Origin of the sequence: Pseudomonas sp. NPDC090233 (assembly GCF_044772285.1) — a bacterium.
Lineage (GTDB): Bacteria > Pseudomonadota > Gammaproteobacteria > Pseudomonadales > Pseudomonadaceae > Aquipseudomonas.
Window position 1 is genome coordinate 104726 of record NZ_JBIVYQ010000001.1, and the last position, 24323, is coordinate 129048.

31 protein-coding genes and 1 tRNA gene are annotated in these 24323 nt (G+C 59.8%); 26 read left to right on the top strand and 6 right to left on the bottom strand.

The genetic code is table 11. The features are described 5' to 3' along the window. The first annotated feature begins 15 nt into the window (after positions 1 to 15). From ACIQUF_RS00610 to ACIQUF_RS00675, 14 genes are all read left to right on the top strand, one after another. Positions 16 to 873: a head maturation protease, ClpP-related gene (locus ACIQUF_RS00610; protein ID WP_403126829.1), complete on the top strand. Its 858-nt coding sequence runs from the start codon at positions 16 to 18 to the stop codon at positions 871 to 873. Positions 874 to 875: 2 nt separating this feature from the next. Then, entirely contained in the window at positions 876 to 2057 is a 1182-nt protein-coding gene (locus ACIQUF_RS00615; RefSeq protein WP_403126832.1) for a phage major capsid protein, read from the top strand. 589 nt (positions 2058 to 2646) lie between these two features. Continuing rightward, entirely contained in the window at positions 2647 to 2988 is a 342-nt protein-coding gene (locus ACIQUF_RS00620) for a head-tail connector protein (RefSeq protein ID WP_403126835.1), read from the top strand. Continuing rightward, the gene (locus ACIQUF_RS00625) at positions 2985 to 3311 is read left to right on the top strand and encodes a phage head closure protein (protein ID WP_403126838.1); all 327 of its coding nucleotides are present in this window, start codon (positions 2985 to 2987) and stop codon (positions 3309 to 3311) included. Before ACIQUF_RS00620 ends, ACIQUF_RS00625 begins: the two co-directional genes overlap by 4 nt. A gap of 8 nt (positions 3312 to 3319) precedes the next feature. Further along, entirely contained in the window at positions 3320 to 3490 is a 171-nt protein-coding gene (locus tag ACIQUF_RS00630; protein ID WP_403126841.1) for a hypothetical protein, read from the top strand. Positions 3491 to 3493: 3 nt separating this feature from the next. Then, entirely contained in the window at positions 3494 to 3994 is a 501-nt protein-coding gene (locus ACIQUF_RS00635) for an HK97-gp10 family putative phage morphogenesis protein (protein ID WP_403126844.1), read from the top strand. Further along, positions 3987 to 4373: a DUF3168 domain-containing protein gene (locus ACIQUF_RS00640; protein WP_403126846.1), complete on the top strand. Its 387-nt coding sequence runs from the start codon at positions 3987 to 3989 to the stop codon at positions 4371 to 4373. The genes ACIQUF_RS00635 and ACIQUF_RS00640 overlap by 8 nt, the downstream gene beginning before the upstream one ends. A gap of 55 nt (positions 4374 to 4428) precedes the next feature. Next, on the top strand, positions 4429 to 4929 hold the full coding sequence (locus ACIQUF_RS00645; protein ID WP_403126849.1) for a hypothetical protein: 501 nt from the start codon (positions 4429 to 4431) through the stop codon (positions 4927 to 4929). A gap of 41 nt (positions 4930 to 4970) precedes the next feature. Next, positions 4971 to 5315, top strand: coding sequence for a hypothetical protein (locus tag ACIQUF_RS00650; RefSeq protein WP_403126852.1), 345 nt, complete (start codon positions 4971 to 4973; stop codon positions 5313 to 5315). Then, complete coding sequence (locus tag ACIQUF_RS00655; protein ID WP_403126855.1) at positions 5312 to 5551, top strand: hypothetical protein; 240 nt, start codon at positions 5312 to 5314, stop codon at positions 5549 to 5551. Before ACIQUF_RS00650 ends, ACIQUF_RS00655 begins: the two co-directional genes overlap by 4 nt. 44 nt (positions 5552 to 5595) lie before the next feature. Then, positions 5596 to 8862: a phage tail tape measure protein gene (locus ACIQUF_RS00660; RefSeq protein WP_403126858.1), complete on the top strand. Its 3267-nt coding sequence runs from the start codon at positions 5596 to 5598 to the stop codon at positions 8860 to 8862. After that, the gene (locus tag ACIQUF_RS00665; RefSeq protein WP_403126861.1) at positions 8862 to 9200 is read left to right on the top strand and encodes a phage tail protein; all 339 of its coding nucleotides are present in this window, start codon (positions 8862 to 8864) and stop codon (positions 9198 to 9200) included. The genes ACIQUF_RS00660 and ACIQUF_RS00665 overlap by 1 nt, the downstream gene beginning before the upstream one ends. Continuing rightward, a complete protein-coding gene (locus tag ACIQUF_RS00670; RefSeq protein WP_403126864.1) occupies positions 9197 to 9946 on the top strand; it encodes a phage minor tail protein L in 750 nt (249 codons plus the stop codon). Before ACIQUF_RS00665 ends, ACIQUF_RS00670 begins: the two co-directional genes overlap by 4 nt. 2 nt (positions 9947 to 9948) lie before the next feature. Next, on the top strand, positions 9949 to 10704 hold the full coding sequence (locus ACIQUF_RS00675; protein WP_403126867.1) for a C40 family peptidase: 756 nt from the start codon (positions 9949 to 9951) through the stop codon (positions 10702 to 10704). Between the two features lie 106 nt (positions 10705 to 10810). On the opposite strand, the gene ACIQUF_RS00680 is transcribed toward ACIQUF_RS00675, so the two are convergent. Both ACIQUF_RS00680 and ACIQUF_RS00685 read right to left on the bottom strand, forming a co-directional pair. After that, positions 10811 to 11059, bottom strand: a complete 249-nt coding sequence (locus ACIQUF_RS00680) for a hypothetical protein (RefSeq protein WP_403126870.1) — start codon at positions 11057 to 11059, stop codon at positions 10811 to 10813. A gap of 73 nt (positions 11060 to 11132) precedes the next feature. Then, positions 11133 to 11402: a hypothetical protein gene (locus ACIQUF_RS00685; RefSeq protein WP_403126873.1), complete on the bottom strand. Its 270-nt coding sequence runs from the start codon at positions 11400 to 11402 to the stop codon at positions 11133 to 11135. Between the two features lie 616 nt (positions 11403 to 12018). On the opposite strand from ACIQUF_RS00685, the gene ACIQUF_RS00690 reads away from it, so the two are divergent. The 7 genes from ACIQUF_RS00690 to ACIQUF_RS00720 all read left to right on the top strand — a co-directional run bounded on the left by ACIQUF_RS00690 (position 12019) and on the right by ACIQUF_RS00720 (position 20070). Continuing rightward, a complete protein-coding gene (locus ACIQUF_RS00690; protein WP_403126876.1) occupies positions 12019 to 12621 on the top strand; it encodes a tail assembly protein in 603 nt (200 codons plus the stop codon). 56 nt (positions 12622 to 12677) lie between these two features. Continuing rightward, on the top strand, positions 12678 to 16226 hold the full coding sequence (locus tag ACIQUF_RS00695; RefSeq protein WP_403126878.1) for a host specificity protein J: 3549 nt from the start codon (positions 12678 to 12680) through the stop codon (positions 16224 to 16226). 293 nt (positions 16227 to 16519) lie between these two features. Then, complete coding sequence (locus ACIQUF_RS00700; RefSeq protein ID WP_403126880.1) at positions 16520 to 17242, top strand: hypothetical protein; 723 nt, start codon at positions 16520 to 16522, stop codon at positions 17240 to 17242. Between the two features lie 67 nt (positions 17243 to 17309). Beyond that, positions 17310 to 18479: a hypothetical protein gene (locus ACIQUF_RS00705; protein ID WP_403126884.1), complete on the top strand. Its 1170-nt coding sequence runs from the start codon at positions 17310 to 17312 to the stop codon at positions 18477 to 18479. Further along, positions 18479 to 19072 (top strand): tail fiber assembly protein, encoded by a 594-nt coding sequence (locus ACIQUF_RS00710; protein WP_403126887.1) that lies wholly within the window; start codon positions 18479 to 18481, stop codon positions 19070 to 19072. Before ACIQUF_RS00705 ends, ACIQUF_RS00710 begins: the two co-directional genes overlap by 1 nt. 57 nt (positions 19073 to 19129) lie before the next feature. Then, a complete protein-coding gene (locus ACIQUF_RS00715; protein WP_403126890.1) occupies positions 19130 to 19573 on the top strand; it encodes a structural protein P5 in 444 nt (147 codons plus the stop codon). Beyond that, entirely contained in the window at positions 19570 to 20070 is a 501-nt protein-coding gene (locus ACIQUF_RS00720; protein WP_403126893.1) for a DUF2514 domain-containing protein, read from the top strand. Before ACIQUF_RS00715 ends, ACIQUF_RS00720 begins: the two co-directional genes overlap by 4 nt. On the opposite strand, the gene ACIQUF_RS00725 is transcribed toward ACIQUF_RS00720, so the two are convergent. After that, the gene (locus ACIQUF_RS00725; RefSeq protein WP_403126896.1) at positions 20067 to 20264 is read right to left on the bottom strand and encodes a hypothetical protein; all 198 of its coding nucleotides are present in this window, start codon (positions 20262 to 20264) and stop codon (positions 20067 to 20069) included. The genes ACIQUF_RS00720 and ACIQUF_RS00725 overlap by 4 nt on opposite strands. A 160-nt stretch (positions 20265 to 20424) precedes the next feature. Here ACIQUF_RS00725 and ACIQUF_RS00730 point away from each other — a divergent pair, with 160 nt between their 5' ends. Next, positions 20425 to 20721, top strand: coding sequence for a hypothetical protein (locus ACIQUF_RS00730; protein ID WP_403126897.1), 297 nt, complete (start codon positions 20425 to 20427; stop codon positions 20719 to 20721). Continuing rightward, positions 20718 to 21029, top strand: a complete 312-nt coding sequence (locus tag ACIQUF_RS00735) for a hypothetical protein (protein WP_403126900.1) — start codon at positions 20718 to 20720, stop codon at positions 21027 to 21029. Before ACIQUF_RS00730 ends, ACIQUF_RS00735 begins: the two co-directional genes overlap by 4 nt. 145 nt (positions 21030 to 21174) lie before the next feature. Here ACIQUF_RS00735 and ACIQUF_RS00740 read toward each other — a convergent pair whose 3' ends face one another. Next, positions 21175 to 21936, bottom strand: coding sequence for a hypothetical protein (locus tag ACIQUF_RS00740; RefSeq protein ID WP_403126903.1), 762 nt, complete (start codon positions 21934 to 21936; stop codon positions 21175 to 21177). Between the two features lie 267 nt (positions 21937 to 22203). On the opposite strand from ACIQUF_RS00740, the gene ACIQUF_RS00745 reads away from it, so the two are divergent. Continuing rightward, complete coding sequence (locus tag ACIQUF_RS00745) at positions 22204 to 22698, top strand: hypothetical protein (RefSeq protein ID WP_403126906.1); 495 nt, start codon at positions 22204 to 22206, stop codon at positions 22696 to 22698. A gap of 333 nt (positions 22699 to 23031) precedes the next feature. Then, positions 23032 to 23205 carry a hypothetical protein gene (locus ACIQUF_RS00750; protein ID WP_403126909.1) on the top strand — a complete coding sequence of 58 codons (174 nt, stop codon included), beginning with the start codon at positions 23032 to 23034 and terminating at the stop codon, positions 23203 to 23205. Between the two features lie 22 nt (positions 23206 to 23227). Here ACIQUF_RS00750 and ACIQUF_RS00755 read toward each other — a convergent pair whose 3' ends face one another. Both ACIQUF_RS00755 and ACIQUF_RS00760 read right to left on the bottom strand, forming a co-directional pair. Further along, positions 23228 to 23641, bottom strand: a complete 414-nt coding sequence (locus tag ACIQUF_RS00755; RefSeq protein WP_403126912.1) for a DoxX family protein — start codon at positions 23639 to 23641, stop codon at positions 23228 to 23230. Positions 23642 to 23745: 104 nt separating this feature from the next. Then, positions 23746 to 23830 (bottom strand) — tRNA-Leu (locus ACIQUF_RS00760). 189 nt (positions 23831 to 24019) lie between these two features. Between ACIQUF_RS00760 and ACIQUF_RS00765 the strand changes: the two genes are divergently transcribed. Further along, on the top strand, positions 24020 to 24319 hold the full coding sequence (locus ACIQUF_RS00765) for a hypothetical protein (RefSeq protein WP_403126914.1): 300 nt from the start codon (positions 24020 to 24022) through the stop codon (positions 24317 to 24319). Positions 24320 to 24323 lie beyond the last annotated feature (4 nt).

A 24323-nucleotide genomic window follows, 5' to 3' on the forward strand; every position in this document is an offset into this window, starting at 1 on the left:
TCACGGGAGCAATCCATGAAACACAAGATCCAGTCTCGCGGCCTGCGCAGCGAGATGAGCCCGCGCGCGCTCGACAAATGGAACCCCGCGATCCAGGCGGCCGTCGAGAACACCTCGGACACCATCACGGTATACGGCGTGATCGGTGAGGACTGGTATGGCGAGGGCGTCACGCTGAAGCGAATCGATGCCGCCTTGCGGGCTATCGGCGAGCGCGATGTCACTGTCTACATCAACTCGCCTGGCGGTGACATGTTTGAAGGCATTGCCATTTACAACCGCCTGCAAGAGCACAGCCATGAGGTCACCACTAAGGTGCTCGGCATGGCGGCCAGCGCTGCTTCGATTGTTTTCCTGGCCGGCAAGAAGCGTGAGGTGGCCAGCAGCGCCTTTCTCATGATTCACAACTGCTGGACCTGGCTCGCAGGCAACCGCAATTACCTGCGCGACATCGCTGACGACATGGAGGAATTCGACGCCGCGATGGCGGATCTCTATGCCGAGACCAGCGGGCAGTCGGCAGAGGACATGGCCGAACTGATGGACGACGAGACCTACATCCGTGGCAAGCGTGCCGTGGAGCTCGGACTGGCCACTGGATTGTTGTCGTCAACCGAAGTCACGGAGCGCGAGACAGAAGACGCTGCCCAGGCCAATGCACTCAAGGCGATGGATGTAGCGCTGGCCAAAGGTGGCATGACTCGCTCCGAGCGTCGCGAACTCTTCGCCAATTTCAAGTCCGCCATGCCTCGCGCTGTCGGCGGGGGCACGCATAACGCTGCCCTGACCGATAAGCCCAGCGCTGTCGCGCCAGACCTCTCCGCCTCACTGAGCGCGGCAACAAATCTTCTCAATTCTCTGAAAGGAAAGTGACCATGGACTTTGAAGCCCAAGTCAAAGAACTCAATGCCAGCCTGAAAGGCATTGGTGATCAGATCAAAGCCCAAGCTGAGGCGACCGACAAGCAGATCAAGGCGTCCGGCGAGATGACTGCCGAAACCCGCGCCAAGGTCGACGAACTGTTGACCAAGCAGGGCGAGCTCAATGCCCGCCTGGGCGAAGCCGAGCAGAAGCTGGTGAACGCCAGCCGTGACCGCGGCAATCAAGAGGAGCCGCAGAAGTCGGTTGGCGCTCTGGTGATCGGCAGCGAAGAAATGCAGGACATGAACTCGTCCTTCCGTGGCTCTCGCCGCGTTTCCGTACCGCGCGCGGCCATTACCACCGCAACCGGCGGCGACCTGGTGCCTGCTGAGCGTCTGGCTGGTGTCGTTGCTCCGCCTCAGCGCCGGTTGACCATTCGCGACCTGGTGGCGCCGGGTCAGACCGAGTCGAACTCCATCGAATACATTCGCGAGACCGGATTCACCAACAACGCGCGGACCGTCGCGGAGAACACCGCCAAGCCGTACTCCGACATCACCTTCGCGCTGACCACCGCGAACGTCCGCACCATTGCCCACCTGTTCAAGGCGAGTCGGCAGATGCTCGACGATGCCAAGGCACTGCAGAGCTACATCGACGGTCGCGCTCGTTACGGACTGAACATGGCGGAAGAGGCTCAGCTGCTCTACGGCAACGGTACTGGTGCCAACCTTCAGGGTCTTGTGACTGTTGCTCAGCTGTATGCACCGCAGGCCGGGCTGACGGTAGTGGGCGAGCAACGGATCGACCGTCTGCGCCTGGCGCTGCTGCAAGCAGAGCTGGCCGACTTCCCCTCGGACGGCATCGTGCTGAACCCCATCGACTGGGCAGCGATCGAGCTCACCAAAGATGGTGAGGGCCGATACATCATCGGCCAGCCGCAGGAAGGCACCAACGCGAAGCTCTGGAATCGCCCGGTGGTTTCCACTCAGGCCATGACCCAGAACGACTTCCTGGTCGGCGCGTTCAAGCTCGGCGCTCAGATCTTCGACCGCATGGAGATCGAAGTGCTGATCTCGACCGAGAACGACAAGGACTTCGAGAACAACATGGCGACGATCCGTGCCGAGGAGCGCCTGGCGTTTGCGATCTACCGCGACGAAGCGTTCGTCACTGGCCCGCTGGTCACTCCTTAACTATTCCGCAACGCGGCGCCAGAAATGGCGCCCCAATGGAGTAATCCAATGGCACGTAAACAGGAAACACAAGTATCCACGGCTGATGCGAAGGGTCCGGTCACCACCGTTGACTCTAGCAGCGGCTCTACTGAGACTGCCGGTTCGCCTTCTTCGGCTGACACTGCGCTTGCTCCAGCTAGCAGTGACTCGAGCGACTCGGGGGTCCCGGCAGTTGCTCCAGGTCAAGCGGAAGGATCGGGGTTGGTGCCGCCAGAAGGACAAGCAGTCGCCGGCACTGGGCTGGATGTCGCCACGGGCGATCAGGGTACCAGCCCCGGCATCGCCACTACTGACGCTGCGGGGTCCGAAGACGCCGGCCAGAGCGCATCAATCCTGCCCTACAGCCCCGCCGACGCTGACCAGTCGGCACCAGATGGGCAGCCGAAGCTAAACCCTGCGACTCTTCAGATCTATCCGCTGCGGTCATACATGGATGAAGGTGAGCTTCGCCGTCGCGGCGGCCCGGCGTATACGGTGCCGCGCCGGCACGCTGAAGAACTAGTGCAGCGGAATTTGGCATCCCTCGAACCGCTGAAGGAGTGAGGGTATGTCGGTCATCAGCTTGACCATCGCCCGTCATCACCTTCGTGATCCAGACGATGATGACGAGTACCTTGAGCTCCTGATCGAGGCTGCAGAAGGGCAGGCGATGGATTATCTGGGGCGCCGCTTTTACGCCGACCAAGAAGCGCTGGATGTTGCGGTAGCTGCGGGTGATGCCGGCGAGCGCCCTATGGTCAGCAACAAGCAGATCAGCGCTGCCTGCTTGCTGATCCTCGGCCATCTTTATGCGAACCGCGAGGACGTTGTGATCGGCACCATTGCCACCGAGCTACCGAAAGGCTCGATGGCTCTGCTGACCCCGCATCGTATTGGGTGGGGTGTATGAGGGCCGGCCCGTTGCGTCATCGGCTGAAGGTGGCTCATAGGCATGAGGAGAGGAACAAATCAGGTGGCGCCACAGTGACCTGGCTGCCAGCTGCTCGCCCTGAAATGTGGGGAGAGGTTCGAACTCCAAGCGGTAGGGTCACAGCTGTTGCTGAAAAACTGAATGCTGTTTTGACAGCGGAGATCATCGGCAGGCCGCGCTCAGACATCGTTGCAGGATCTCGGCTCACGCGACGCGGAGTTACTTATCAGGTCGAGGCGGTTCTGCCAGATAACGACAACACGCTGATGAGGCTTTTGTGCTCATCAGTCCCTAACCCATGAGGTGAACCATGAAGATTCGAGCACTGGGCCCGTTGACGGGAGCATCTGGTGAGCGTGAGAAGGGCGAAGAGTTCGAGGTGACCAAGGAGCAGGCAGAAGGCCTCATTGCTCGTGGTTACGCCGAAGCCGTCACCGACAAAAGCGTCAGGCCCGCGAAGACTGACCCGGTCAAGGAGTAGGCTATGCCACGCCGGTCCAGCATCCGCGGCGACATCCGGCTGCGCCGGACGCTTCGCAACATCCACAAGACGATGGACAACGAGCTGAAGCCGGCGATGGAGAAGGCCGCGAATCGGATTCTGGAGACACAACGACAGCTGATGCCTAAGGATACCGGTGCTGCAGCTGCTGCACTGAAAGTCTACGTATCACCTAGTGGCCTGGATGCCCAGATCGGTATCCGAGGCAGAAGGGACAACCAAAGGTTCTTCTACCTGCGCTTCATCGAGTATGGGACCAAGGGCTACTCTGGTGGGAAGCGGGCTGGAGATCGAAGCCGGCGCGTGACCAACAAAAGTGACGGGACAAACTTCTTCGGCAAATACCCCAATATTCCCGCCAGACCCGCGCACCCTTGGCTGCGCCCCTCCATGCAAGTCAACCGAGAATACGTAATGGCCGACATTGAGGTAGCCGTGCGGAGCACGCTACGCAAGGCAAGCCAGGGGGTAGGCAATGGCTGATCCATCCCTGGCCCTTCAGGAGGCCATCTTCGCCAGACTGCAAAGCGAGGTCAGTTGCCCAATCTACGACGGAGCACCGCTGAATGCGGATATGCCGTATGTGTCCATCGACCGAGAGGTCTCTGTCAATAGCAGTCCGATCTCGGGCCGCAAGCGTGATACGCGTCTGCTGTACCTTTCAGTCTGGTCCGATGCAGTGGGCCAGGCAGAGGTCAAGCGCATCAATGGCGAGGTTATCGCCGCGCTGGACGAGCGCAGACTTCCGCTTGAAGTAGGTCGCGCCGTCTCTATTCGTCTTGAGCAGGCGGACGCCCAGCGCGATGCTGACGGCATCACCTACCAGGGTTCGATCACTTTCCGCGTGATCACCACCCACTGAATCACCCACGGGCCGCGCTGCGGCTGTTATCCAATGTGCCTTTGGAGGAACCACCATGGCCGACGACAACCTCAACACAGCCGCAGGCTGCCGCCTTTCCATTGGCGGCAAGACCGGCGCGAGTACTCTTACCGAATACGAAGCTGACACCTATGTGGACGTTGGCGAGATCGAAGATCTTGGCGAATTCGGCGACACGTTCAACCCGGTGAACTTCACCTCCCTGGCCAATGGCCGGGTGCGCAAGTACAAGGGCACCGCTGATGCGGGCAACATGACCCTGGCCGTTGGCCTGGACAATGGCGATGCCGGGCAGAAAGCCGTGGGTGTCGCTCACAAAGACCGCTCCAAGGGCAATTACAACATCAAGGTCACGCTCAACGATGGCGACCCGGGCGCAACCCCTGCGATCCTGCCGACCACGTTCTATTACGGTGTCAAGGTGATGAACAACACCGTGGCACCCGGAGCCGCCGACAACGTGGTGCGCCGAAACATCACGCTCGGGATCAACACCGACATCATTGAAATTCCAGCCGGCCCGGCTGTTCCGTGATCGATGGGGCGCAAGCTCCGTCCTCTCCTGCGAGAACCCCAATGAGCGAAGCCTTGCACGGCACCGTCACTCTGGTGATCGGTGGTCGCAGCTACACCCTCAAGCCGACGCTGGATGCCGCGCTGCGCATCGAGGCCCGTTTTGGCGGGCTGCGCGGCGCGCTTGAAGCCATGCGCCTCATGAGTATCGCCGCCTGTGCCGACGTTGTTGTCGCCGGCGCCGACCTGAAGCCGGATCAACACGCTGTCATTGCCGGTGAAGTGTTTCACACCGGCGTCGCCCAGGTGTCCGGCAAGCTGACCGAGTTCATCACCGTCCTGCTCAACCCGGTGCCACCGAGCGTGGCCGCCCGGGGAAAGGACGAGGCGGTCAGCACAGCGCAGTGAAGAACGGCAGCTACGTCGACTATCTGTTCGGCGTGGCCACCGGCTGGCTTGGCTGGCCGCCTGACACCGCGTGGCACACCCCAATTCCGCAAATCATGCTCGCGCTCGATGCTCGTCTCGACTGGACCGGGAGGGGGCAGGGCCAAGGACAGGGGCAAACCCCGGCCTCACCGCAAAAGCGTGAAAGCGTCGCGGACAAGTTGAAGAGCTTCCTGCGAGGGCGGCCCAAACAGTAGACAGCGTGCCGCCTCCGGGCGGTTTTTTGTGCTTGGAGATTTTCATGGCCGACCAACAAGTCCAGGGGATGCTGGTCCAGATCGAGGCCACCACGGCACAACTGCGCCGCGAACTGGCCAGCGCTGACCAGGTGGTGGCGCGCACCACCCAGTCGATTGACCGTAACCTGGAGCAAGTTGACTCCGCGTTCGACAGCGCCGGGGTTGCCGCCGAGAAAGCCGGTGTACTGATGCGTGGCGCCTTTGCCGCCGTCGCAGGCGCTGGTTTGATTGGTGGCATCATCCAGCAGGTTGACGTCTATGGACAAATGTCCGACCGCATGAAGGCCGCCGCCGGCAGCGCGGGTGAGTACCAAACGGTGCAGGAGCATCTGCTCCGGACCGCTCAGGAAACCTACCGGCCACTGGCTGAGGCGCAAGAGCTGTACATCCGCACTGCGGACGTCATGCGCAGCCTGGGCTTCAACACCCAGCAGACCCTCGATATCACCGACAGCTTCAGCTTTCTGCTGGTGACCAATGCCGCTGCCGCTGACAAGGCCGGCTCTGCGCTGGACGCCTACTCCAAAGCCCTGCAGACCGGCAAGGTCGAGGCGGATGGCTGGGTGTCCATTCAGGACGCCATGCCCACCATCGTCACGGCCATTGCGACCGCTACCGGGAAAAGTGCTGAGGAGATCCGCAAGCTTGGCGTTGAGGGAAAACTGTCCCTGGACGACATCAACACCGGCCTTTTGAAGACGGTTGAGGTCAATCGCCAGGCTGCCGCCGACATGTCCACCAGCGTGCAGGATGCGATGGTGAACATCAGCAACGCCATTCAGACCTTCTTGGGCGGAATGGAAGAGCAGACCGGCGCGGTAGCGGGGCTGTCGAGCATGCTCATTGCCCTTGCCGACAATGTCGATCTGGTGGCAGTGGCCATGGCTGGTGCGGGCGTGGCGGCGCTGACCAACTATGTAGCGAAGTCTGGGCTGGCTGTGAAGGCAGCCCTTGCTGATCGGGCCGCGCGTATCGCCCAGGCCGAGGCCGTGGTACAGGCGGCGATTGCTGATCAGCGCAAGGCCGAGACCGCTACCATCCTTGCCGCTCGCGAGGCTGCGGCGGCGCGCAGCACTGCAGTGCAGACGCAAATGTCCATCCAGCTCGCCCAGGCTCGGCAGCGGGAGGCGGCCGCTACGGCTGCGGTAGCTACTGCACAGGCCAGTCTTCGCACCGTCAGTGCAGGCCTTCTCAGCGTCCTAGGTGGACCGCTGGGGCTGGCTCTGCTGGCAGGTACGGCCGCAGCCAGCTTCCTGCTGCTGAGCAACAGCGGCGACCAGGCAGGCGTCAGTCTGGAGGACCTGCACAAGCCGGTCTCACAGTTGGGCGAGGAATTTGCGAAGCTCAACAGGGATCAGCGCGAAGCGTCGCTGGTGAAGTGGCAGCAGGAACAGATCACTTCGGCGGACAAGGTCAAGGACGCCTATGGCGATCTGGCCCAGTCCATCCGTTCAGCTGTGCTGACAGCACCGGCGCGCGACTCCGGCGGCCAGTACAACCGGCAGTTGTCCGAGTACCAAGGCCTGGTTGACCGACTCAACGAAGCTCGCGCGGCAGGTCAAGGGCTATCGCCGATCCTGCAAGAGGTGGGGAATCGCCTGCAGCTGCCGGCCAGCACCGTGCAGCAATGGATCACCCAAGCCGGCGCAGTCAGCGACGCAGACCAGCGCTCAAGCCTGATTGCCGAAACGCTGCGCGTGCTCACCGGCGTAACTGACCAAAACACCGCGTCGACTCAGGCAAACAACGCCGCCAAGGTAGGGATGAGCTCGGCAGGGCAGACGTACCTGGAGACGCTGCAGAAGCAGCTGGCCGGTCTACAGGACAATGGCGATGCGACCAAGATCGCCAACCGATACCTGGCCGAAAACGCCGACCTCACCGAAGCCGATCGCCAAGCGATTCTTTCGGCGGCCAGCGCGATCGAGTCTCAGAAGAAAGCCAACAAGGACGCCACCGAAGGGAGCAAGGACCGCACTAAGGCGCTGAAGGATGAGATCAAAGCCCTTGATGCCATCATCGATAGGGCGCTGCCAGAGAAGAAACGACTCACTGATCTGGTTGAAGGAGTACAGGGCCTGCGTAAAGCTCAGGCCGCTGGCAAGATCACAGCCGCCGAGATGGAGCTTGGCATCAAGAATCTCAACACGGCCTACGCCGACCCGGTTCTGCAGAAGCGGGCGGAGGAGGAGAAGAAGCTCGCAGAAATCCGGCGCAACAGCGCCGAGGCGTACCGCAAGGCCATGGAGGTTGTGCTGCAGACCCGGCAGGACGCGATAAACGCGGACGTGGCCGGTGTGGGAATGGGCGATGACCAGCGCGAGCAGGCTGATCGACTGAATGCGGTGCGGCAGAACTACGCTGAGGCGCGCCGGCAGCTGGAGGAGCAGCAGGAGGATGTGTCCCGCCGCTTGAGCCAGGATGCTTACCAGCAGCGGCTGGCCGACTTGGATGACTACCAGGCGCGCGAGTTACAAATGGAGGTCGACGGCTTCGACGCCCGCCTGCTGGCACAGCGGGACTACCGGAACGGCGCCAAACGTGCGTGGGATAACATCCAGGCCGATGCGGCGAACGTGGCCGGCGCAACCGACGACATGCTCACCACGGGCTTCAACACGGCCCGAGATGCCATTGCCGACTTCGCCATCAGCGGCAAGGCCAGCTTCAAAGATTTCACATCGAGCGTGATTGCCGACATGGCCAGAATCGCTAGCCAGCAGGCCGCGAGCTCGCTGCTTAGCGGGTTGGTGAGCATGGGGGTATCTGCTGCATCCAACTACTTCGGGGGCGGCGCCTCCTCGCTGGGTTCTACCCAAGCGGGCTACAGCTCGCAGTACCTGGACAGCTGGTCTGGCCCGACGCAAGCCAAAGGAGGGGCGTGGAGCGGCGGTGTGCAGATGTTCGCCAAGGGTGGCGCGTTCACCAACAGCATCCTCAGCAAGCCGACCGCGTTCGGCCTGGCCAACGGCGGCACCGGCATCATGGGTGAAGCCGGTCCAGAGGCCATCATGCCGCTCGCGCGCGGGGCCGATGGATCGCTCGGCGTGCAGATGGTCGGCGGCGCTGGCGGCGGATCAACAGTGGTTCAGGTCAGCGTTCCTGTGGCTGTGACAGTAGAGGATAGGAGCAATGACGGTATGGAGCTGGACAGTGCGGCGCTGCAGCAGAACCTGGAGCAGCAAATGCAGGGCGTGGCCGAGCGTGCTATTGCAGTGTCGTGGCGCGCCGGCGGGGTGAGTTACAGAAACAGCATGGGGAGGCGCTGATGGCGATCGAGACATTTAGCTGGGTGCCAGACGATGAAGCCAGCGGCGATAGCACCCTGCGTACCCGCAAATCGCAGTTCGGCGATGGCTACGCCCAGGTGTCCAGCGATGGACTCAACGGCGAGGTCGACAGCTGGGACTTATCGTTCGGCGGCCTAGCTGATGAGATTGCGCCCGTCATAGCGTTCATCCGTCGTCACCGTGGCGCCAAGTCATTCCTCTGGACCAATCTGGAAGGCGCGCTGGGCATGTATCGCTGCGAAACTTTCCAACAGCAGCGCCGGCCTGGTGGCGTGGTGGTGCTGACAGCGACGTTTGAGAGGGCGTATCACCCATGAGTTTGATCACCCAGCTGCAGAAGTTGGAACCGGGATCCGAGATCATCCTGTTCGAACTGGACGGCTCGGATTTTGGCGCTGACGTCCTGCGCTTCCATGGGCATGCGATACCGCACACCCCGCAGGAGCTGGCCGCTGCTGGCGCCGACGCCGATCAGCTACCCGCAAAATCGATCTGGTGGCAAGGCAATGAGTACGGCGCCTGGCCGATGCAGATTGAAGGGATCGAGGCGAACTCGGACGGAACCGCTGTTCGTCCAACCCTGACTGTCGGCAACGTCAATGGCCGGATTACTGCGTTGTGCCTGGCCTTCGACAACCTGCTCGAGTTCCAACTGACGATGCGCCATACCCTGGCTGAGTACCTCGATGCCACTAACTTCCCGGCTGGCAACCCGACGGCTGACCCGGCCGAGGAGGAGATCGAAGTCTGGTATGTCGATCAGAAGGTCTCGGAGAGCGGTACCACTGTCGCTTGGGAGCTTGCCAGTCCCGGCGATGTCGGCGGCGAGACGATCGGCCGTCAGATGACGCAGCTGTGCCATTGGGCTATGACCGCTGGCTACCGTGGCCCGAACTGCGGCTACACCGGCCCGTACTACGATCTCGACGGCAACCCTACGGATGATCCTGCTAAGGATCAGTGCAATGGCTGCTTGGATACCGGGTGCACTGTACGACACGGGCAAGGCAACCAACTGCCCTTCGGCGGCTTCCCGGCCGTCTCTCTGATCGCTCGGAGCTGACGATGCGCAAACACATCTTGGCCGCCGTGCAAGCGCACGCAGCGGCGGAATACCCGCGCGAGTGCTGCGGGCTGATCATCATTGTTGGTAGATCTCACCGGTATGTGCCGTGTGAGAATTCCGCCACAGATCCTGCCGAAGAGTTTCGTATCTCGCCGGATCAGTACGCTGCAGCCGAGGATCAGGGGGAGGTGATCGGCATCGTGCACTCGCATCCAGACGCTACCAGCAGGCCCTCGCCCCGCGACCTTGCCATGTGCGAAGCCACGGGTTTGCCCTGGTACATCCTGTCTTGGCCGGAAGGCGACCTGCGTACCGTCACCCCGTCCGGTAATACGCCGCTGCTGGGCCGGCCTTTCGTGCACGGTGCCTGGGACTGCTGGCAGGTCTGCGCGGACTGGTACAAGCGGGAGTGGGATCTGGAGTTCCCGGCCTACGCTCGTGAAGAGGGTTGGTGGGAGAAAGCCGACGGCCCGAGCCTGTACGAGCAGGCTTATGAGGCTGCCGGGTTTTACCAGGTCAGCCAGCCGCAGCGCGGGGACATGATCGTCATGGCGGTCGGGCGCACGGCTCACCCGAACCACGCCGGCATCTACCTGGGCGCCGACGCTCAACTGCCCGAGGAGCACGCCCAGGCCTTCGGGCCCGGCCCATTCATGCTCCACCACCTGCTCGGCAGGCCATCAGAAATTATCGTGTTCGGCGGGCCCTGGCTTGACCGCACGCGCCTTGTGTTGCGTCATCGGGACGCGAAATGAAGCGGCAATGCCGCAGGAGAACGATATGAAGAAGGTATTTGAGGTTGGCCAGGATGGACGAGTGCGCATTGTCGGCGCGGTTGTTACCGGCAATGCGCAGGGCTGATCAGCGCGGAGTTGCACCTACGCCGTTCTTGATTGCTTCTTGCACATTGCTGAGATCTCCGCCAACAGCGTCAAGCGGCATATTGAAAGCTGTCGACTCCGCATCATCCTGACGAGTGTTCTTGAAGAAGCTCACGTATTTCTGCAGCTCAGCCGCGTCGTAATCCGGCCGAGAGCGAAGGTACAGCGAAATGGCGCCAAGAGCAGACATCACGCCTGCTTCGAATGAAGAAAGACCTACTTTGCTCATTTGATCTCCTAGATCACATCTGCCCCAGTCCATGGGCTTTCCGGCAACGGACTGGGGTTTTGTTAGGGTATGGTTACTCTTCTGGCTGTTCCCAGCTGATATGCAGCGTGGATTCATCAGCGTCGTAGGTCACTTGGCATGGATCATCGCTTTGTGCAAAGTGCTCAACCACCGCATCCGCAAACTGAACCTTGTCGTCGCTGAGCGTGTAGGTAGTGCTGTAAGAGCCGGCGCGGGTTTGATCATTGATTTCATACTTAATGGAATCCATCAGATCCCGAAATTCGGCGTTTTTCTGGCCTTGCTTGGATTTTTCGCGAAGGAATTCAGCGTCTGCGGTCATGATATTTACTCGTGAAAGTTCATCGCCATGCGACTGCCGCATGGGGGCACAACGCTACTACGGTGCCGGGGGTTCCGGTTACTGGCTTTCCATCCACGCTGGATGCCTAGCCAGCCCGCTGCTACATTCCCGGTTTTCAAGGGGGGGAATCACATGCGAATTTTGATCGTTGCTGCAAGCCTGGCAGTGCTGTCGGGGTGCGCTACCTCCGCAACGCCTGTATCCCAAGCACAGCCAGTGCCTCGCGATGAAATGTACGCCTTTCAATCCAAGCCTAGTGAAGGCGGAGGAACGCTTACGGTTGTTCGAGATTCGGGCGCCTTGGGCTCTGGGTGTGATGTCGTTGTTTATGTTGACGGCAAGAGAGCTGCAAAAATTGGGACCGGCCAGCGCGCTAGCTTTTATCTTCCTGCCGGACAGCCAAACATAGGTATTGGTCTTGCTGATTCAGGACTGTGCGGAGGGATGGCAGTTCGCTCAATTACCGGCAGTGTTCGGGATGGTGCCGAGAGCGTTTACAGAATTAGCGGCGACATGAGCGGGGTCTTCATAGGGCCCTACATCGACTACAACTGACAAGGCCGCCTTCGGGCGGTTTTTTATTAGAGGCAATATCATGGCGGCTGTAGCTTCCCAATTTGTTTCGATGACTGAAATCAAGCTGTCGGGGTCCCTGGCCAAACTGTTCGGGCGGTCACATCGCCGCCTCATTGACAGCGGCGAAACGTGGGAGGTGTTCAAGTCGCTTAAGGCAACGCTGCCGGGTTTTGAGGACGAGATTCGCCGACTGGACAGCCTAGGCATGCGTTTCGCCGTGTTCCGGAATCGAAAAAATGTTGGGCAAGATGAATTTGCTCGGGGCGGCACCCGAGAAGTTCGCATTGTGCCAGTGGTTGGGGGCAGCAAGAGGGGTGGGGTGCTGCAGACGGTGATTGGAATCATCTTAATCGTCGCTGGCGTGTTTTTATCCGCAACCCCTTTCGGCGCCCCCCTACTAAGTGCAGGTATAGCGCTGACTGCGGGTGGCGTCATTCAGATGCTCAGTCCTCAGGCGAAGGGGCTATCCCAGAGCGCCGCGTCCGAAAACCTCCCGTCCTATGCCTTCGGTAGCGCCAAGAACACAACGGCCAGCGGTAACCCGGTACCCATCTGCATCGGCAGGCGCCGGTGGGGCGGGGCGATCATCTCAGCCTCCATTGAGGCGCAAGACAAGGCCTAGGGCCAATTCAGTGCACAGACCGCCTCAGGGCGGTTTTTTATTGCCCGGAGGAAAGCATGAGCCTGGACATCACCGGCGCCAAGGGCGGCGAAAGCAAGCCGAAAACCCCCGTTGAGGCCCCCGACAGCCTTTCGTCTACGAACATCGCCAAGATCCTGCTGGCGGTGGGCGAGGGCGAATTCGACGGAACGCCTACGGACCGCGATATCTACCTCGACAACACGCCAATCATGGATTCCAGCGGCAACGTGAATTTCCCCGGCGTGAAGTGGGAGTGGCGACGGGGCACGATCGAGCAGGACTATATCCAGGGCATTCCGGCGGTCGAAAACGAGACCACCGTCAACGTGGAGCTTCGTAGCGACAACCCGTTCAGCCGTGCGCTGAGCAATACCCAGCTTTCGGCCGTGCGAGTCCGCATGTCCTGGCCGCGCCTCGCTCAGCAGGACAGCAGCGGCAACACCAATGGCTACCGCATCGAGTACGCCATCGATATCGCTACAGATGGTGGGGCTTACGTTGAGGCCCATCTGGGCGCGGTCGACGGTAAAACCACCAACGGTTATCAGCGCTCGGTCCGCGTGAATCTGCCAGCGGCCACCACCGGCTGGATGCTGCGTGTTCGCCGAATCACCCCAAACGCCAACAGCGGCACCGTCGCCGACACCATGACCATCGCCGGCTACACCGAAATCATCGACCAGAAGCTGCGCTACCCGAACACGGCGCTGCTGTACATCGAGTTTGATGCCCAGCAGTTCCAGAACATCCCGGCTGTCACCGTTGACTGCAACGCCAAGCGCTGGCCGGTGCCCAGCAACTACGATCCGGTCATGCGCACTTACACCGGCGTGTGGGATGGCAGCTTCAAGCAGGCTTGGACCAACAACCCGGCGTTCGTGACCTACGGCCTGTGTGTCGAGGACCGCTTCGGCCTGGGCAAGCGCATCAAATCGTGGATGGTCGACAAATGGGATATGTACCGTATCGCCCAGTACTGCGACCAGCAGGTGCCGAACGGGATTGGCGGCCAAGAGCCGCGTTTTCTGTGCGACATGAACCTGCAGGGCCGCGCCGAAGCCTGGACGCTGCTCCGCGATCTGTCTGCCATCTATCGAGGCATGGTGTACTGGGCCCACGGCTCGTTGTTCATGCAGGCAGACATGCCGCGCGCGCAGGACATCGACTATGTCTTCACCCGTGCCAACGTCATCAATGGCGAGTTCGTCTACGGTGGTGCCGAGCGCAACACCCACTACAGCCGTGCGCTAGTCAGTTACGACAACCCGGCCAACAACTACGACACCGACGTTATCCCCGTGACAGACCTGGCGCTCCAGCGCCGGTACCGGGATCGCCCGGTCGAGATCTCGGCCATTGGCTGCACCCGTGCCTCCGAGGCCCAGCGCCGCGGGAAGTGGGCGCTGCTGAGCAACAGCCAGGACCGCACCGTCACCTTCAAGACCGGCATGGAGGGACGCATTCCGCTGCCTGGCTATGTCATTCCTGTCGCTGATGAGTTGGTGGCCGGCCGCCCGAACGGTGGGCGCATATCGGCAGCGGCCGGACGCGTGGTAACGCTCGACCGTGACACCCCGATCAAGGCCGGTGACCGCCTGATCCTGAATCTGCCCAACGGCACCGCTCAGGCGCGTACTGTGCAGGCGGTCTCCGGTCGCGCCGTGACGGTGACCACTGCCTACGGCGTTCAGCCAGAGCCCGAGCTTCAGTGGGCGATCGACTACGACGATCTGGCAGTGCAGCTGTTCCGCGTGTTGAAAACTGCCCGAACCCAGGAGGGTGAGTACGAGATCACTGCACTCGAATTCAACCCAAGCAAGTTCGCGGCGATCGATACCGGCGCCAAGTTGGACGAACGCCCGATCAGCGTCATTCCGGTGACAACCGTGCAGCCCCCGGCCAGTGTGGCCATGACTTCGACCTACGCCGTTGACCAAGGCATCGCGGTCAGCACCATGACTATTGCATGGCCAGCAGTGGAGGGTGCAGTCGCCTATGACGTTGAATGGCGCAAGGACAGCGGCAACTGGATCAGGCTACAGCGCACCGGAACGACATCGGTAGATGTTGTCGGCATATACGCTGGCGCCTATCTCGCGCGCGTTCGCGCCGTCAGCGCCTTCGATATCACTTCGACCTGGCGAAGCTCGCTGCTTACAGAGCTGAAGGGTAAGGAGGGCGAGCCACCCGCGCTGGCATTCCTCCGCGCCACTTCGGAAATCTTTGCGATCAGGCTGAACTGGGGGTTCCCGACCGGCGCCGAGGATACGGCTTATACGGAGATCCAGATGGCGCCCGAGCCAACTGGGCAGAATCCGCTGCCATTGGGCCAGTTCGCCTATCCAACGCCAACCTACCTGCACTCGGGAATGGCTGCGGCAGTGGTGCGCTATTTCCGTGGTCGGTTGGTTGATCGGACCGGCAACATCGGCCCGTGGTCTGACTGGGTGTATGGGCAGTCCAGCGCCGATGCTGACGCAATCCTCGACTACATCAGCGGTCAGATCACCGAAAGCGAGCTTGGCCAGGATCTGCTCGAAGAAATTCAGAAGATCCCGGGACTGCAGGAGCAGATTGAATCACTGGGCGGGCTAAAGGACTATGACAAGGATGAGCCCTACGAGAAGGGGCAGATGGTCGTCGACGATGGCAGGATCTACCAGGCCAAGCAGGCAATCCCGGCAGATCCATCCGGCGCGAATGCTCCACCAAACTCCACATTGTGGGCTGAAGTAGGGCAGTCCGTCGAAATTGCGAACGGCTTGGCCCAGCAGGTGGCGACCAATACCGCTGAGATTGCAGAAGTCGACGGTAAGGTCACGGCAACAGCCGGTAGCCTCCAGGCGCTGAGGGCGTCAGCCAGGGGCGATGACGGTGAGGGCGATCTGCTGGATGCGCTCAAAGGCTGGGACAGCACCGCGACCTACGCACAGGAGGTGAAAGTGCGCACTGAGGCGGATTTCGCCCAGACCCAGCGAACCACTGAGCTCGGCGCGAAGGTCGACACAAACGAAAGTCGCCTCATCACCGTCGAGACGACAGTAGCCACCAACCAACAGGCCACGGCTACAGCGGTTCAACAGCTGAGTGCCGCAGTGGAAGGAAACTCGACAGCGATCCAGCAGACGTCATCGGCCTACGCTGACACGTCTGGCAAGCTGTCGACGATGTGGAACGTGAAGATGCAGGTCAATGCCCAAGGGCAGTACGTGGCAGCTGGCATCGGCCTCGGGATCGAAAACGGACCAGCCGGCCTGCAGAGCCAGTTCCTGGTATCAGCCGACCGCTTCGCTGTGGTCAACGGCATCAATGGCGCGTTGGTGAGCCCATTCACCGTTCAAGGTGGCCAGGTGATCATGAACAGCGCAGTCATCAGTCAGGCCGACATCATCAACTTGATCATCACGGGAGAGCTCCGGAGCGCGAACTACATCCCCGGCCAGCGCGGTATTCGCATCAACTTTGTGACCAACGAGCTGGAGATCAACGAGTCCACCACTGACGGCCGCACCAACCTCACAGGGGCTGGCACCAAGGTCTATGCCGGCAGTGTGGATGTTGTCACGCTAGGAAGACTCAGCTGATGGCTATCTACGGGCTAAGAGTGAAGCATCCAGCGACTGGAGCTGTGATTCTGGAGATCACGGATCGTATAACGAGGACCATCGGCTCCTTTAGCACCGGGACGACCAGCGGATCTTTTACAGTACCCAGCGGCCTTGGTGCCGCGTTTTTCATCTGCCCTGTCGCAAGCAACTTCGATGCGATGCAAACGACGCCTGAGATCAGCGTGAGCGGGAACACCGTGACTTGGACATTCGTGGCAATTGCTGGATATACGCCGACGCCCGCCGTTGTTCAGTATGGGGTTTATTGAATGGCCGAATACGGACTTCGAATCAAAAACGCCAATGGTTTTGTTCAGATTGATGGCACATACGCCAACCTGGCACTGGTCGAGAAGCTGACGCTGACGGCCACGTCCCAGGCGGGCGGCCCCAACGGCATTATCTACTTTATAACCAGAGACTTCCCAGGCTACACGACAGCCACCATAGCGCTATCGATGCCGAACAACGTTGCGGTTTGCTGGTCGGGTCAGTTGATCAATGGCGTCCTGCGCGTGACGTTCTGGGCCACCACTCAGAACCCGTTTGAAGTCTACGTCTTCGATGTCGCCAGCAGGGGGCAGAGGTTTGCGATCAATTACGGGTTGGTGGTGAAAAACAAAGCCACCGGCGCAGTGGTGTTTGATTCCAGGATGAAATACATGAGGGTCTTGGAAGCAGTTTCTGGTAAGTCTACTGACGGGTCGTTTCCCACGACTGATAGGTCCTATCCCGCGCTAAAGAAAGTGGCGGTAATTCAGAGCGTGTTCTGGGCCTGGTCATTTCACCAGGTAATTCCCAACGACCCAACCGACCCCTCGGCAATAGCAACGATTGCCGCCAGTTGCATATCCAAACCGAGCGCTACCATGGTGAGGCTGCAAGGGGTTCAAACTTACAATAACGCCAACAGGCTCAGCTCCAACCCTGTGCCAAACACTTACTGCTCCAGCTATCACTACATCATGTTGGATGTTTCAGATTACGACTGAACGCACGGTGATGATAGTTGGAAATTCCAAGCGCGGGTCAAGTCTAATCATTTAGAAGGTAATAACTATGCCGTGGTATAGATCCGGTACGGTCGCGATAACGGCCGGCCAGACTTCGGTGGTGGGTACCGGTGTCAACTTCGCCGCAAACGCCAGAGTTGGCGATGCTTTCCAGGGGCCGGACGGGCGCTGGTATGAGGTCGCCAATATCGCCAGCGCAACGGTTCTGAGTATCTTGCCAGCCTACCAAGGCGCGACAGTTTCGGCAGGCGGATATGGCCTTGCTCCGATGCAAGGCTACGTCAAAGACTCTGCGGACGCCCTTCGTGCCCTGGTGAATCAGTACGGAAATAAGCTCGCCGCGCTGGGCACTACTGGCAACTACGATATTTTGCCCGTGGCTAAAGGTGGGACCGGCGGAGCAAACCAGGCTGACGCCAGAGCTGGCCTGGGGCTGGGGACGTCATCTACGTTGGCCGCCACTGTTGCGCAAGCGATTGGAGCAATCAGCCTGCCAACCACTTCGCTGGTTCGAGTACAGGAGGCAGTTTTCGCTGCGCGTGCTCTGTCCGGGCAATACATCAATGACGCCGCGGTAAACATCGACAATTTGCCAGGAGGATCGGTTGGCCTCTATGGAACGGCCTGTTCCGGCACAAAGCCGCCAGCCTACGGAGTGGGTTTCTGGTGGATTGAGACGCAGCAAACCTACACAGGTGGCTCAAGAGAGCAACGGGCTGTCAGCTACGCCGGTGCAGCAACATCGGGCGCGTTGTTGAAAGCACGCAACTGGATTCGTGTCAGCAATAACGCTGGTACGGCCTGGGGGCCATGGGACGAAATCTTCACCACAGGCAACATTGTCGGGACTGTAAGCCAAGTCTCTGGCGCTCCGACTGGAGCAATTATCGAGCGGGGCGCCAACGCCAACGGTGAATACATCAAGCTTGCCGACGGGACGCTGATCTGCAGCGTGACCACCACTCCGTCGATTGCGATGACTAACGCTTACGGCTCTGGAAGTTACGGTGCTACATCCTGGGCATTCCCGCTGGCATTCGTCGGGGATCTTCCGCGAGTGCTGGGCACTGCCTACATGTCCGGACGCATCATGTCAGTTGTTCCTACCGCGTCCCAAACGCTCTCGGGTACCGGTGTTTTTGTGCTCGATACAGCGCCCAACAACCTGACGGGCACCGTTCTAGTAAAACTCACCGCATTTGGAAGGTGGTACTGATGATTATCAAGCTTTCCCCAGTTCGTTCTGACTTGTTGCTCGCCGTGAGTAAGCTAGGTGACGCCCTGGTCATCAATGGCAAGGCGTATGACCTGGCGCCACTCACTGAGGGTGCGTCACTCCCGGCTGAAGCGGTCGGCGACGAATTCATCCCAGTCCCCGTCGAGCGAGTGAGTGGCGACCTGGTGATCACGCTCACGCTACCTCACGCGGCAGACGCGCCTGAGCAGGCTCGTTTCCCGGTCGATATCCTCAACCCGGACGATGGTCCGATATCGTTGCCCGGGCTTGAGACTGTCGAGCAGGTTGCCGTAACCGGCGTTATCGACTGGTCGCAGGTGATCACGGCAGCGATGAAGACCGAGGCGGCCTCTGCGCACCTGCTGGCCACGGTCAGCGCAGAAGTATCCCAGCGCCGTGTATCTGCCGACGCGGCAATTGCGCCTTTGCAGGATGCCGTCGACCTTGATATGGCGACGAACCAGGAAGTCGCACTGCTGAAGGACTGGAAGCGCTACCGTGTTGCGCTGAATCGACTGGCCGAGCAAGAGGGCTACCCCTCAGATATTGAATGGCCTGTCCCTCCGGCCTGATCACAACTGAAACCACCAACCGCCGCCTGGCGGTATTTTTTTGCCTGGAGAAAACACATGACCCATTCGCAGCCTCGGGGTATCCGCAATCGCAACCCCGGCAACATCGACTTCAACCCCCGCAACGACTGGCAGGGCCAGATCGGCAAAGAGCCTAGTGGCCGCTTCGCCATTTTCGACACGCCCGAGAACGGCATCCGCGCCCTGGGCAAGCTGCTGATCAACTACCGCGGCAAGGACGGCATGCCCGGCGTGGGCGGGAAGGGGATCGACACAGTGCTCGAAACCATCAGCCGTTGGGCGCCGAGTAACGAGAACGACACCCAGGCCTACGCTGGCGCCGTGGCCAAGCGCATGGGCGTGCTCACCACCGACCCGATCAACATCAAGGACCAAGCCACCCTGCGCGGGATGGTGGTCAGCATCATCATCCACGAGAACGGCGGCAATCCGTACTCGCCGTCGATCATCGATGAGGGCGTCCGGAGGGCGCTGGTATGAAGTCGTGGACATTCAGGTCGATTTTGCTGCTGGCGCTGCTGGGCTCCTACTGGCTGGTGTATGAGCACGGCCGGTCGGTGGAGCGTGCCGAGGCCGCCCAGGCATCAGCAGAACGAGACAGCGGCGACCGCCTGGCCGAAGTGATCGGCGAGCGTGCGGCCCGCCAGGAAGAACAACGACGCGCCACGGCGCAGGAGGAAGCGAGAGCCCATGCTCAGGAAGAACGAACGATTGCTGATGCTGGCGCTGCTGGCGCCGATGCTGCTGGCCAGCGGCTGCGCGACGAAGCCGGAAAGCTCGCCGCCACCGTCAGTTGCCCCGGCACGGATACCGCCGCTGTCGCCCGAGGCCAGGCAGCCACCCGCGCCGCTATGGTGCTGTCCGACTTGCTCGCACGGGCTGATGAACGAGCGGGAGACCTGGCGAAAGCTTATGACGCAGCCCGGACAGCCGGCCGGCAGTGCGAGCGTGAGTACGACGCCCTGACGCCACCCTAGCCCTTACGCTTGAGGGCAAGAGGGTTTGCAATACCGAGCAATATGAACTGCAGCGCCCAGATAGGCACCATGAGCAATGCCGAGATCTGCCACACCTCATGGTGGAAAATTCCCCGGTCAAACATATTGAAAATATGTGTAGCAATGGCTGCCAGCCAAAGAACGATAAGCATCCTTCGGATTATCTCTTTCATCCTGTACCTCAGCGCATGATTGGTTGCCATCACTAGTGGTCGTAGCAGGCCGAGACGCTAACGTTTTGCCACTATCCTGTCCATCGCACCGCTGGACGGCAATTGCCCGGAGCGGTGTCCATCTATACGATACTGTATCGATATACAGTATTGGTGCCCTATGTACTTCCTTCTCGTTCGCCGGCGTGAGCGCGGCGTAGCCATTCCCGCTGAAAAGCTGCGCAAGGTCCAGCCTTTGCGCGCAGACGTGCACATCGAGTACGGCAACAGCAAGGTGCTCGGCCGCCCCTGCATCGAGGCCTGGGTGTTCAACCCGACCCCAAGCGGCGACATCATCCCTCGACTGCACGACGCTTGCGTGAACGGCATGGCGACGTTAGGGATAAACATCACGGGATTCGAGGAAGTCGACGGCGTGCTATATGCGCAGTCGTGGTGGTGCAGGGTGGTGCAATGAGCAAGCTGCCGAAAGCGTGGCTCTGGGAGCTCGACGACCAAGGGGCGTTGGTAACCGATCCGGATGGGCGCGCCGCCGTGCTCAGCGAGATGGCGTACGCCGCGCATCGCCGCCGGGAAGTAGACGCTGATGGGCTGGCAGACATGCTGGAGTTTACCGAAGCGGCCAGGTACTGGGCGTTGATGGAGGTGGAGGAGGCCTTTCACATCGGCCTGTTCAAGTACGAATCAGTGGAGGAGTGGGGAGGAGACGAGCCAGGACGGATCGTGGTCGGCAGAACGCCTGGATGGGGTACACCGGGTGTCTAAAACTGCGCAGGAGCTTTTCGGTTTTACTGGTCGAAAGTGGCTCAAACTCGCCAATGCATATTAGACAGCTTCGATGCATAGGCCGCGAACTGCGCGGCCTGAGCGGTGATTCTTACGCTACTGCTGCAGTACTGGAAGCTGGTGCTCAACTGATGACTAGAGTGGAGCTATGGAGGCTAGCCCCGTATGAAAACAGAAGATCATCTTCGCCAGAGGCCTCATGCAGCTTCGTCAAAACAGCTTGCACATCCTCCCGAGCTCGCTGAGCAAATTCGCTGTTGGTGATAAGCACCTCCCAGTCAGCAAGCAGCATTTTCTCGTGCTCGGCCTGGTAGTTCTTCACTGTCATAGCCTTGGTTTTATAGTTCAAATCCATCGTTTTTCCGTGTGCAATTGCATTACGGAAACGGAAGAGCTTGTCCACGGTCTGAAGCGGACGGCCACCCATGCCATGTGGGAACTTCACGTCAAACTCGTGGCACAACATCTCCATTTTTTCGAGGGGGCTCAGCCGCTCTAGAGCTTTCCAAACCGGCAAATATTTCGCTCCGAGATGATTCATGTAGGCCTCGAAACAAAAAGCCGTGAGGAGGGCGCTAGAGAGAAACTGCCGCGAGCAGCCGTCTGGTTCAGCCAGCCCGACATCAAGAACGCATTTGGATGCATGCCATAACTCGGAATAGGTATGGAGGGTGCGCTGCTTGGTGACAACGACTTCTGGATCCTTGTGCATTCGAAATCCTCGAGGATGATGATGGCGAAATGGCGGAGCGCTCAAAGCCACATTATCGGCAGAAACGTGGCAAAAACCAGTTCCAAAACTTTTGCGGCGACCCTTGTAGAATGCGGGCTGCAGGCCGGTAAAACCTGATTCGTTTTGGAACTGATTTTTCCCTCCAGCATGCATGAGGCGGCGACTCTTGTATCGGTTTGCAAATCCGTCTACGCCGGTTCGATTCCGACCTCGGCCTCCACCATTCGAAAGCCCCGCAGATTAACTTCTGCGGGGTTTTTCTTTGTGGGCGAAAAAACCTTGAGTTCAAGGTGGAGGAAGGCCCACGTCCAGCCTCCAGTCATAAGCGCGCCCGATGATTCCAAAGTGATATCACTTTCAGTATAGTCCACGCCGGCCGATTCCCGGCCATGCCAATGACGGCGCAATGGAGTGGTACCGATGACGTTCCGGAAAATGATGGGGTTGACAGCAATTGTTGCAATGCTAAACGTTCAGGGTTGCGCGAGTATCGTTGGCGATTCACGCTACCCCGTTGCGGTATCCAGTGCGCCGCCAGGCGCCTCGTTTGAAGTTACCGACAAGAACGGTACTGTTGTTCATTCCGGAAATACCCCCAGTACAGTGACCTTGAAATCAGGCAAGGGGTACTTCACTGGCCAGACGTATACGCTTCACTTCAAGAAAGAAGGCTATCCGGACAAGACTGTTGAGCTGGACTCAAGCCTGAGTGGTTGGTATTGGGGCAATATCCTCATCGGCGGGCTTATCGGCATGCTGATTGTAGATCCGCTCACCGGTGCCATGTACAAGCTTCCTGAAGTCGCCTCTGCTGACTTGGGCAAGCCCTTGGATGCAGGCCAGCCATCCGTGAAAGTTGGCGTAATTGACGACCTGACCTCTGCCCAGCGTGAGCAACTCGTGCCGATCAACTGATCGTAGTGCTCCCTGGGTGTGGTTCGCCCAGACAAGAAAAACCCGCCAACAATTGAAGGCGGGCCTAAAGAACGTTCGAAGCAGTGTCAGCATGCCTGAACAGGTGTCAAGAAAGTGTGAAGAGCATGTGCGCCGCTGCGGGAGAAGCTTCGACTGATCGTTCTTCCGCTCATGGAGCGGCGCGTAAAAAAAGCCCGCCAAGACGGCGGGCAAGGAGCGTTTGAAGGGAAGTCTGTAAGATGAAGCCCGCCGGTTAAGTCAGCATTAACCACAATTCATTGACCCTGGCTGACGATGCGCCTATACAGGCGAACCCTATTCCCAGGAGCGACCATGCGCGACGAAGACGACCTGCACGAGCCCGAGCACGATCACCTGCTCGATCACGAATTTCTCTACGAAGACTTCGATCCCGAGGCGGACGCCCAGGGTGCGGAGGATGAGGTCGAGGAAGACGAAGCGGGGCTGGATGACTTTGATGACGACGAACGCAATCACCCAGCCTGACACGACGATCTGGACGACTGATTCAACGCCCGTCGAGCGAGAAGCGCCCGGGGCCGCTCACTGCAAGCAACAGCAGTCCACCGACGATGCTCAGGTTCTTGAAGAACTGGGTCATGTTGGCGGCGCGCTCAGGGTCGACCATGTTCCAGAATGGGTGGCCAAGCAGCGCCGTGCCCAGTACGAACAGAGCGAACAGGAAAGCTAGCGGACGGGTGTAGAAACCCAGGATCAGAATGATCGCAACGAAGAATTCCATGATCACCGCTACCGCTGCGGCAAGCATGGGGGCAGGGGCGCCCAGTGAGGTCATGTAGCCGACCGTACCTTCGAACCCGGTCAGCTTGGACCAACCGGAAATCACGAAGAGGATCATCAGCAGTATGCGGGCGATGAGGATGATGGCATCGCGTTGACCAGCAAACAGGGAGTAGCGCATGGCGAGATTCCAATGGGCTGTGACAAGCTCCACTTTAGCAGTTGCGCTAAGGATTTCCGCCGCACAGCAAAAAGGCGCCACATGGGCGCCTTTTTAAAGGAATATGGTGCGAGTGGCGGGACTCGAACCCGCAAGGCTCACGCCGACAGATTTTAAGTCTGCTGTGTATACCAATTCCACCACACTCGCACGCTTGAAAGGGTCACTTGGACCGGCGCACCTCTAAGCAGAAGGGCCTGGCAATCAAGGGCGCTTTATAACCCATTGTTATATTTGAGTCAACTACAGCACCTATGATCAAAGGTACGCAGACGTGATCTAACGGGCAATTGACACCATGCTGCCATTAAGCCACTGTTGCCCTTCTGGTTGGATCCAATGAGCGCAATTGCCATGTCGCAGGGCAGTACTTCCAAGGCTCACGGGCGCATTGTCCGCCCACGGCTGATCTGGCGTTTGCTATTCATGCTGGTAGTGCTGATGGGGGCTTTCCTCTATTTCAGCCTGATCTGTGTAGGCGCGTATCTGCTGATGCTCGGCTTTGATGTCGAGCATCCCTTGAAACAGCGGCTGATGACGCTGGGCGCTGGCGGCCTGATCTCGCTCGTGGGTTTGTGGTTGTTGAAGGTGGCGATGCCGAGGCGGATCAGTCCTGTGCTCGTCGAGCGTGAGCATTGATGAT

Excerpts from the sequence above, each read along its gene's own strand:
- ACIQUF_RS00700 (WP_403126880.1), top strand. The coding sequence starts at position 16,520 with ATGGCCGAATACGGACTTCGAATCAAAAACGCCAATGGTTTTGTTCAG.
- ACIQUF_RS00650 (WP_403126852.1), top strand. The coding sequence starts at position 4,971 with ATGAGCGAAGCCTTGCACGGCACCGTCACTCTGGTGATCGGTGGTCGC.
- ACIQUF_RS00625 (WP_403126838.1), top strand. The coding sequence starts at position 2,985 with ATGAGGGCCGGCCCGTTGCGTCATCGGCTGAAGGTGGCTCATAGGCAT.
- ACIQUF_RS00715 (WP_403126890.1), top strand. The coding sequence starts at position 19,130 with ATGACCCATTCGCAGCCTCGGGGTATCCGCAATCGCAACCCCGGCAAC.
- ACIQUF_RS00685 (WP_403126873.1), bottom strand. The coding sequence starts at position 11,402 with ATGACCGCAGACGCTGAATTCCTTCGCGAAAAATCCAAGCAAGGCCAG.
- ACIQUF_RS00745 (WP_403126906.1), top strand. The coding sequence starts at position 22,204 with ATGACGTTCCGGAAAATGATGGGGTTGACAGCAATTGTTGCAATGCTA.
- ACIQUF_RS00635 (WP_403126844.1), top strand. The coding sequence starts at position 3,494 with ATGCCACGCCGGTCCAGCATCCGCGGCGACATCCGGCTGCGCCGGACG.
- ACIQUF_RS00620 (WP_403126835.1), top strand. The coding sequence starts at position 2,647 with ATGTCGGTCATCAGCTTGACCATCGCCCGTCATCACCTTCGTGATCCA.
- ACIQUF_RS00710 (WP_403126887.1), top strand. The coding sequence starts at position 18,479 with ATGATTATCAAGCTTTCCCCAGTTCGTTCTGACTTGTTGCTCGCCGTG.
- ACIQUF_RS00695 (WP_403126878.1), top strand. The coding sequence starts at position 12,678 with ATGAGCCTGGACATCACCGGCGCCAAGGGCGGCGAAAGCAAGCCGAAA.
- ACIQUF_RS00720 (WP_403126893.1), top strand. The coding sequence starts at position 19,570 with ATGAAGTCGTGGACATTCAGGTCGATTTTGCTGCTGGCGCTGCTGGGC.
- ACIQUF_RS00610 (WP_403126829.1), top strand. The coding sequence starts at position 16 with ATGAAACACAAGATCCAGTCTCGCGGCCTGCGCAGCGAGATGAGCCCG.
- ACIQUF_RS00740 (WP_403126903.1), bottom strand. The coding sequence starts at position 21,936 with ATGCATGCTGGAGGGAAAAATCAGTTCCAAAACGAATCAGGTTTTACC.
- ACIQUF_RS00725 (WP_403126896.1), bottom strand. The coding sequence starts at position 20,264 with ATGAAAGAGATAATCCGAAGGATGCTTATCGTTCTTTGGCTGGCAGCC.
- ACIQUF_RS00690 (WP_403126876.1), top strand. The coding sequence starts at position 12,019 with ATGGCGGCTGTAGCTTCCCAATTTGTTTCGATGACTGAAATCAAGCTG.
- ACIQUF_RS00755 (WP_403126912.1), bottom strand. The coding sequence starts at position 23,641 with ATGCGCTACTCCCTGTTTGCTGGTCAACGCGATGCCATCATCCTCATC.
- ACIQUF_RS00675 (WP_403126867.1), top strand. The coding sequence starts at position 9,949 with ATGCGCAAACACATCTTGGCCGCCGTGCAAGCGCACGCAGCGGCGGAA.
- ACIQUF_RS00640 (WP_403126846.1), top strand. The coding sequence starts at position 3,987 with ATGGCTGATCCATCCCTGGCCCTTCAGGAGGCCATCTTCGCCAGACTG.
- ACIQUF_RS00680 (WP_403126870.1), bottom strand. The coding sequence starts at position 11,059 with ATGAGCAAAGTAGGTCTTTCTTCATTCGAAGCAGGCGTGATGTCTGCT.
- ACIQUF_RS00630 (WP_403126841.1), top strand. The coding sequence starts at position 3,320 with ATGAAGATTCGAGCACTGGGCCCGTTGACGGGAGCATCTGGTGAGCGT.
- ACIQUF_RS00730 (WP_403126897.1), top strand. The coding sequence starts at position 20,425 with ATGTACTTCCTTCTCGTTCGCCGGCGTGAGCGCGGCGTAGCCATTCCC.
- ACIQUF_RS00705 (WP_403126884.1), top strand. The coding sequence starts at position 17,310 with ATGCCGTGGTATAGATCCGGTACGGTCGCGATAACGGCCGGCCAGACT.
- ACIQUF_RS00750 (WP_403126909.1), top strand. The coding sequence starts at position 23,032 with ATGCGCGACGAAGACGACCTGCACGAGCCCGAGCACGATCACCTGCTC.
- ACIQUF_RS00670 (WP_403126864.1), top strand. The coding sequence starts at position 9,197 with ATGAGTTTGATCACCCAGCTGCAGAAGTTGGAACCGGGATCCGAGATC.
- ACIQUF_RS00645 (WP_403126849.1), top strand. The coding sequence starts at position 4,429 with ATGGCCGACGACAACCTCAACACAGCCGCAGGCTGCCGCCTTTCCATT.
- ACIQUF_RS00615 (WP_403126832.1), top strand. The coding sequence starts at position 876 with ATGGACTTTGAAGCCCAAGTCAAAGAACTCAATGCCAGCCTGAAAGGC.
- ACIQUF_RS00735 (WP_403126900.1), top strand. The coding sequence starts at position 20,718 with ATGAGCAAGCTGCCGAAAGCGTGGCTCTGGGAGCTCGACGACCAAGGG.
- ACIQUF_RS00665 (WP_403126861.1), top strand. The coding sequence starts at position 8,862 with ATGGCGATCGAGACATTTAGCTGGGTGCCAGACGATGAAGCCAGCGGC.
- ACIQUF_RS00660 (WP_403126858.1), top strand. The coding sequence starts at position 5,596 with ATGGCCGACCAACAAGTCCAGGGGATGCTGGTCCAGATCGAGGCCACC.
- ACIQUF_RS00765 (WP_403126914.1), top strand. The coding sequence starts at position 24,020 with ATGAGCGCAATTGCCATGTCGCAGGGCAGTACTTCCAAGGCTCACGGG.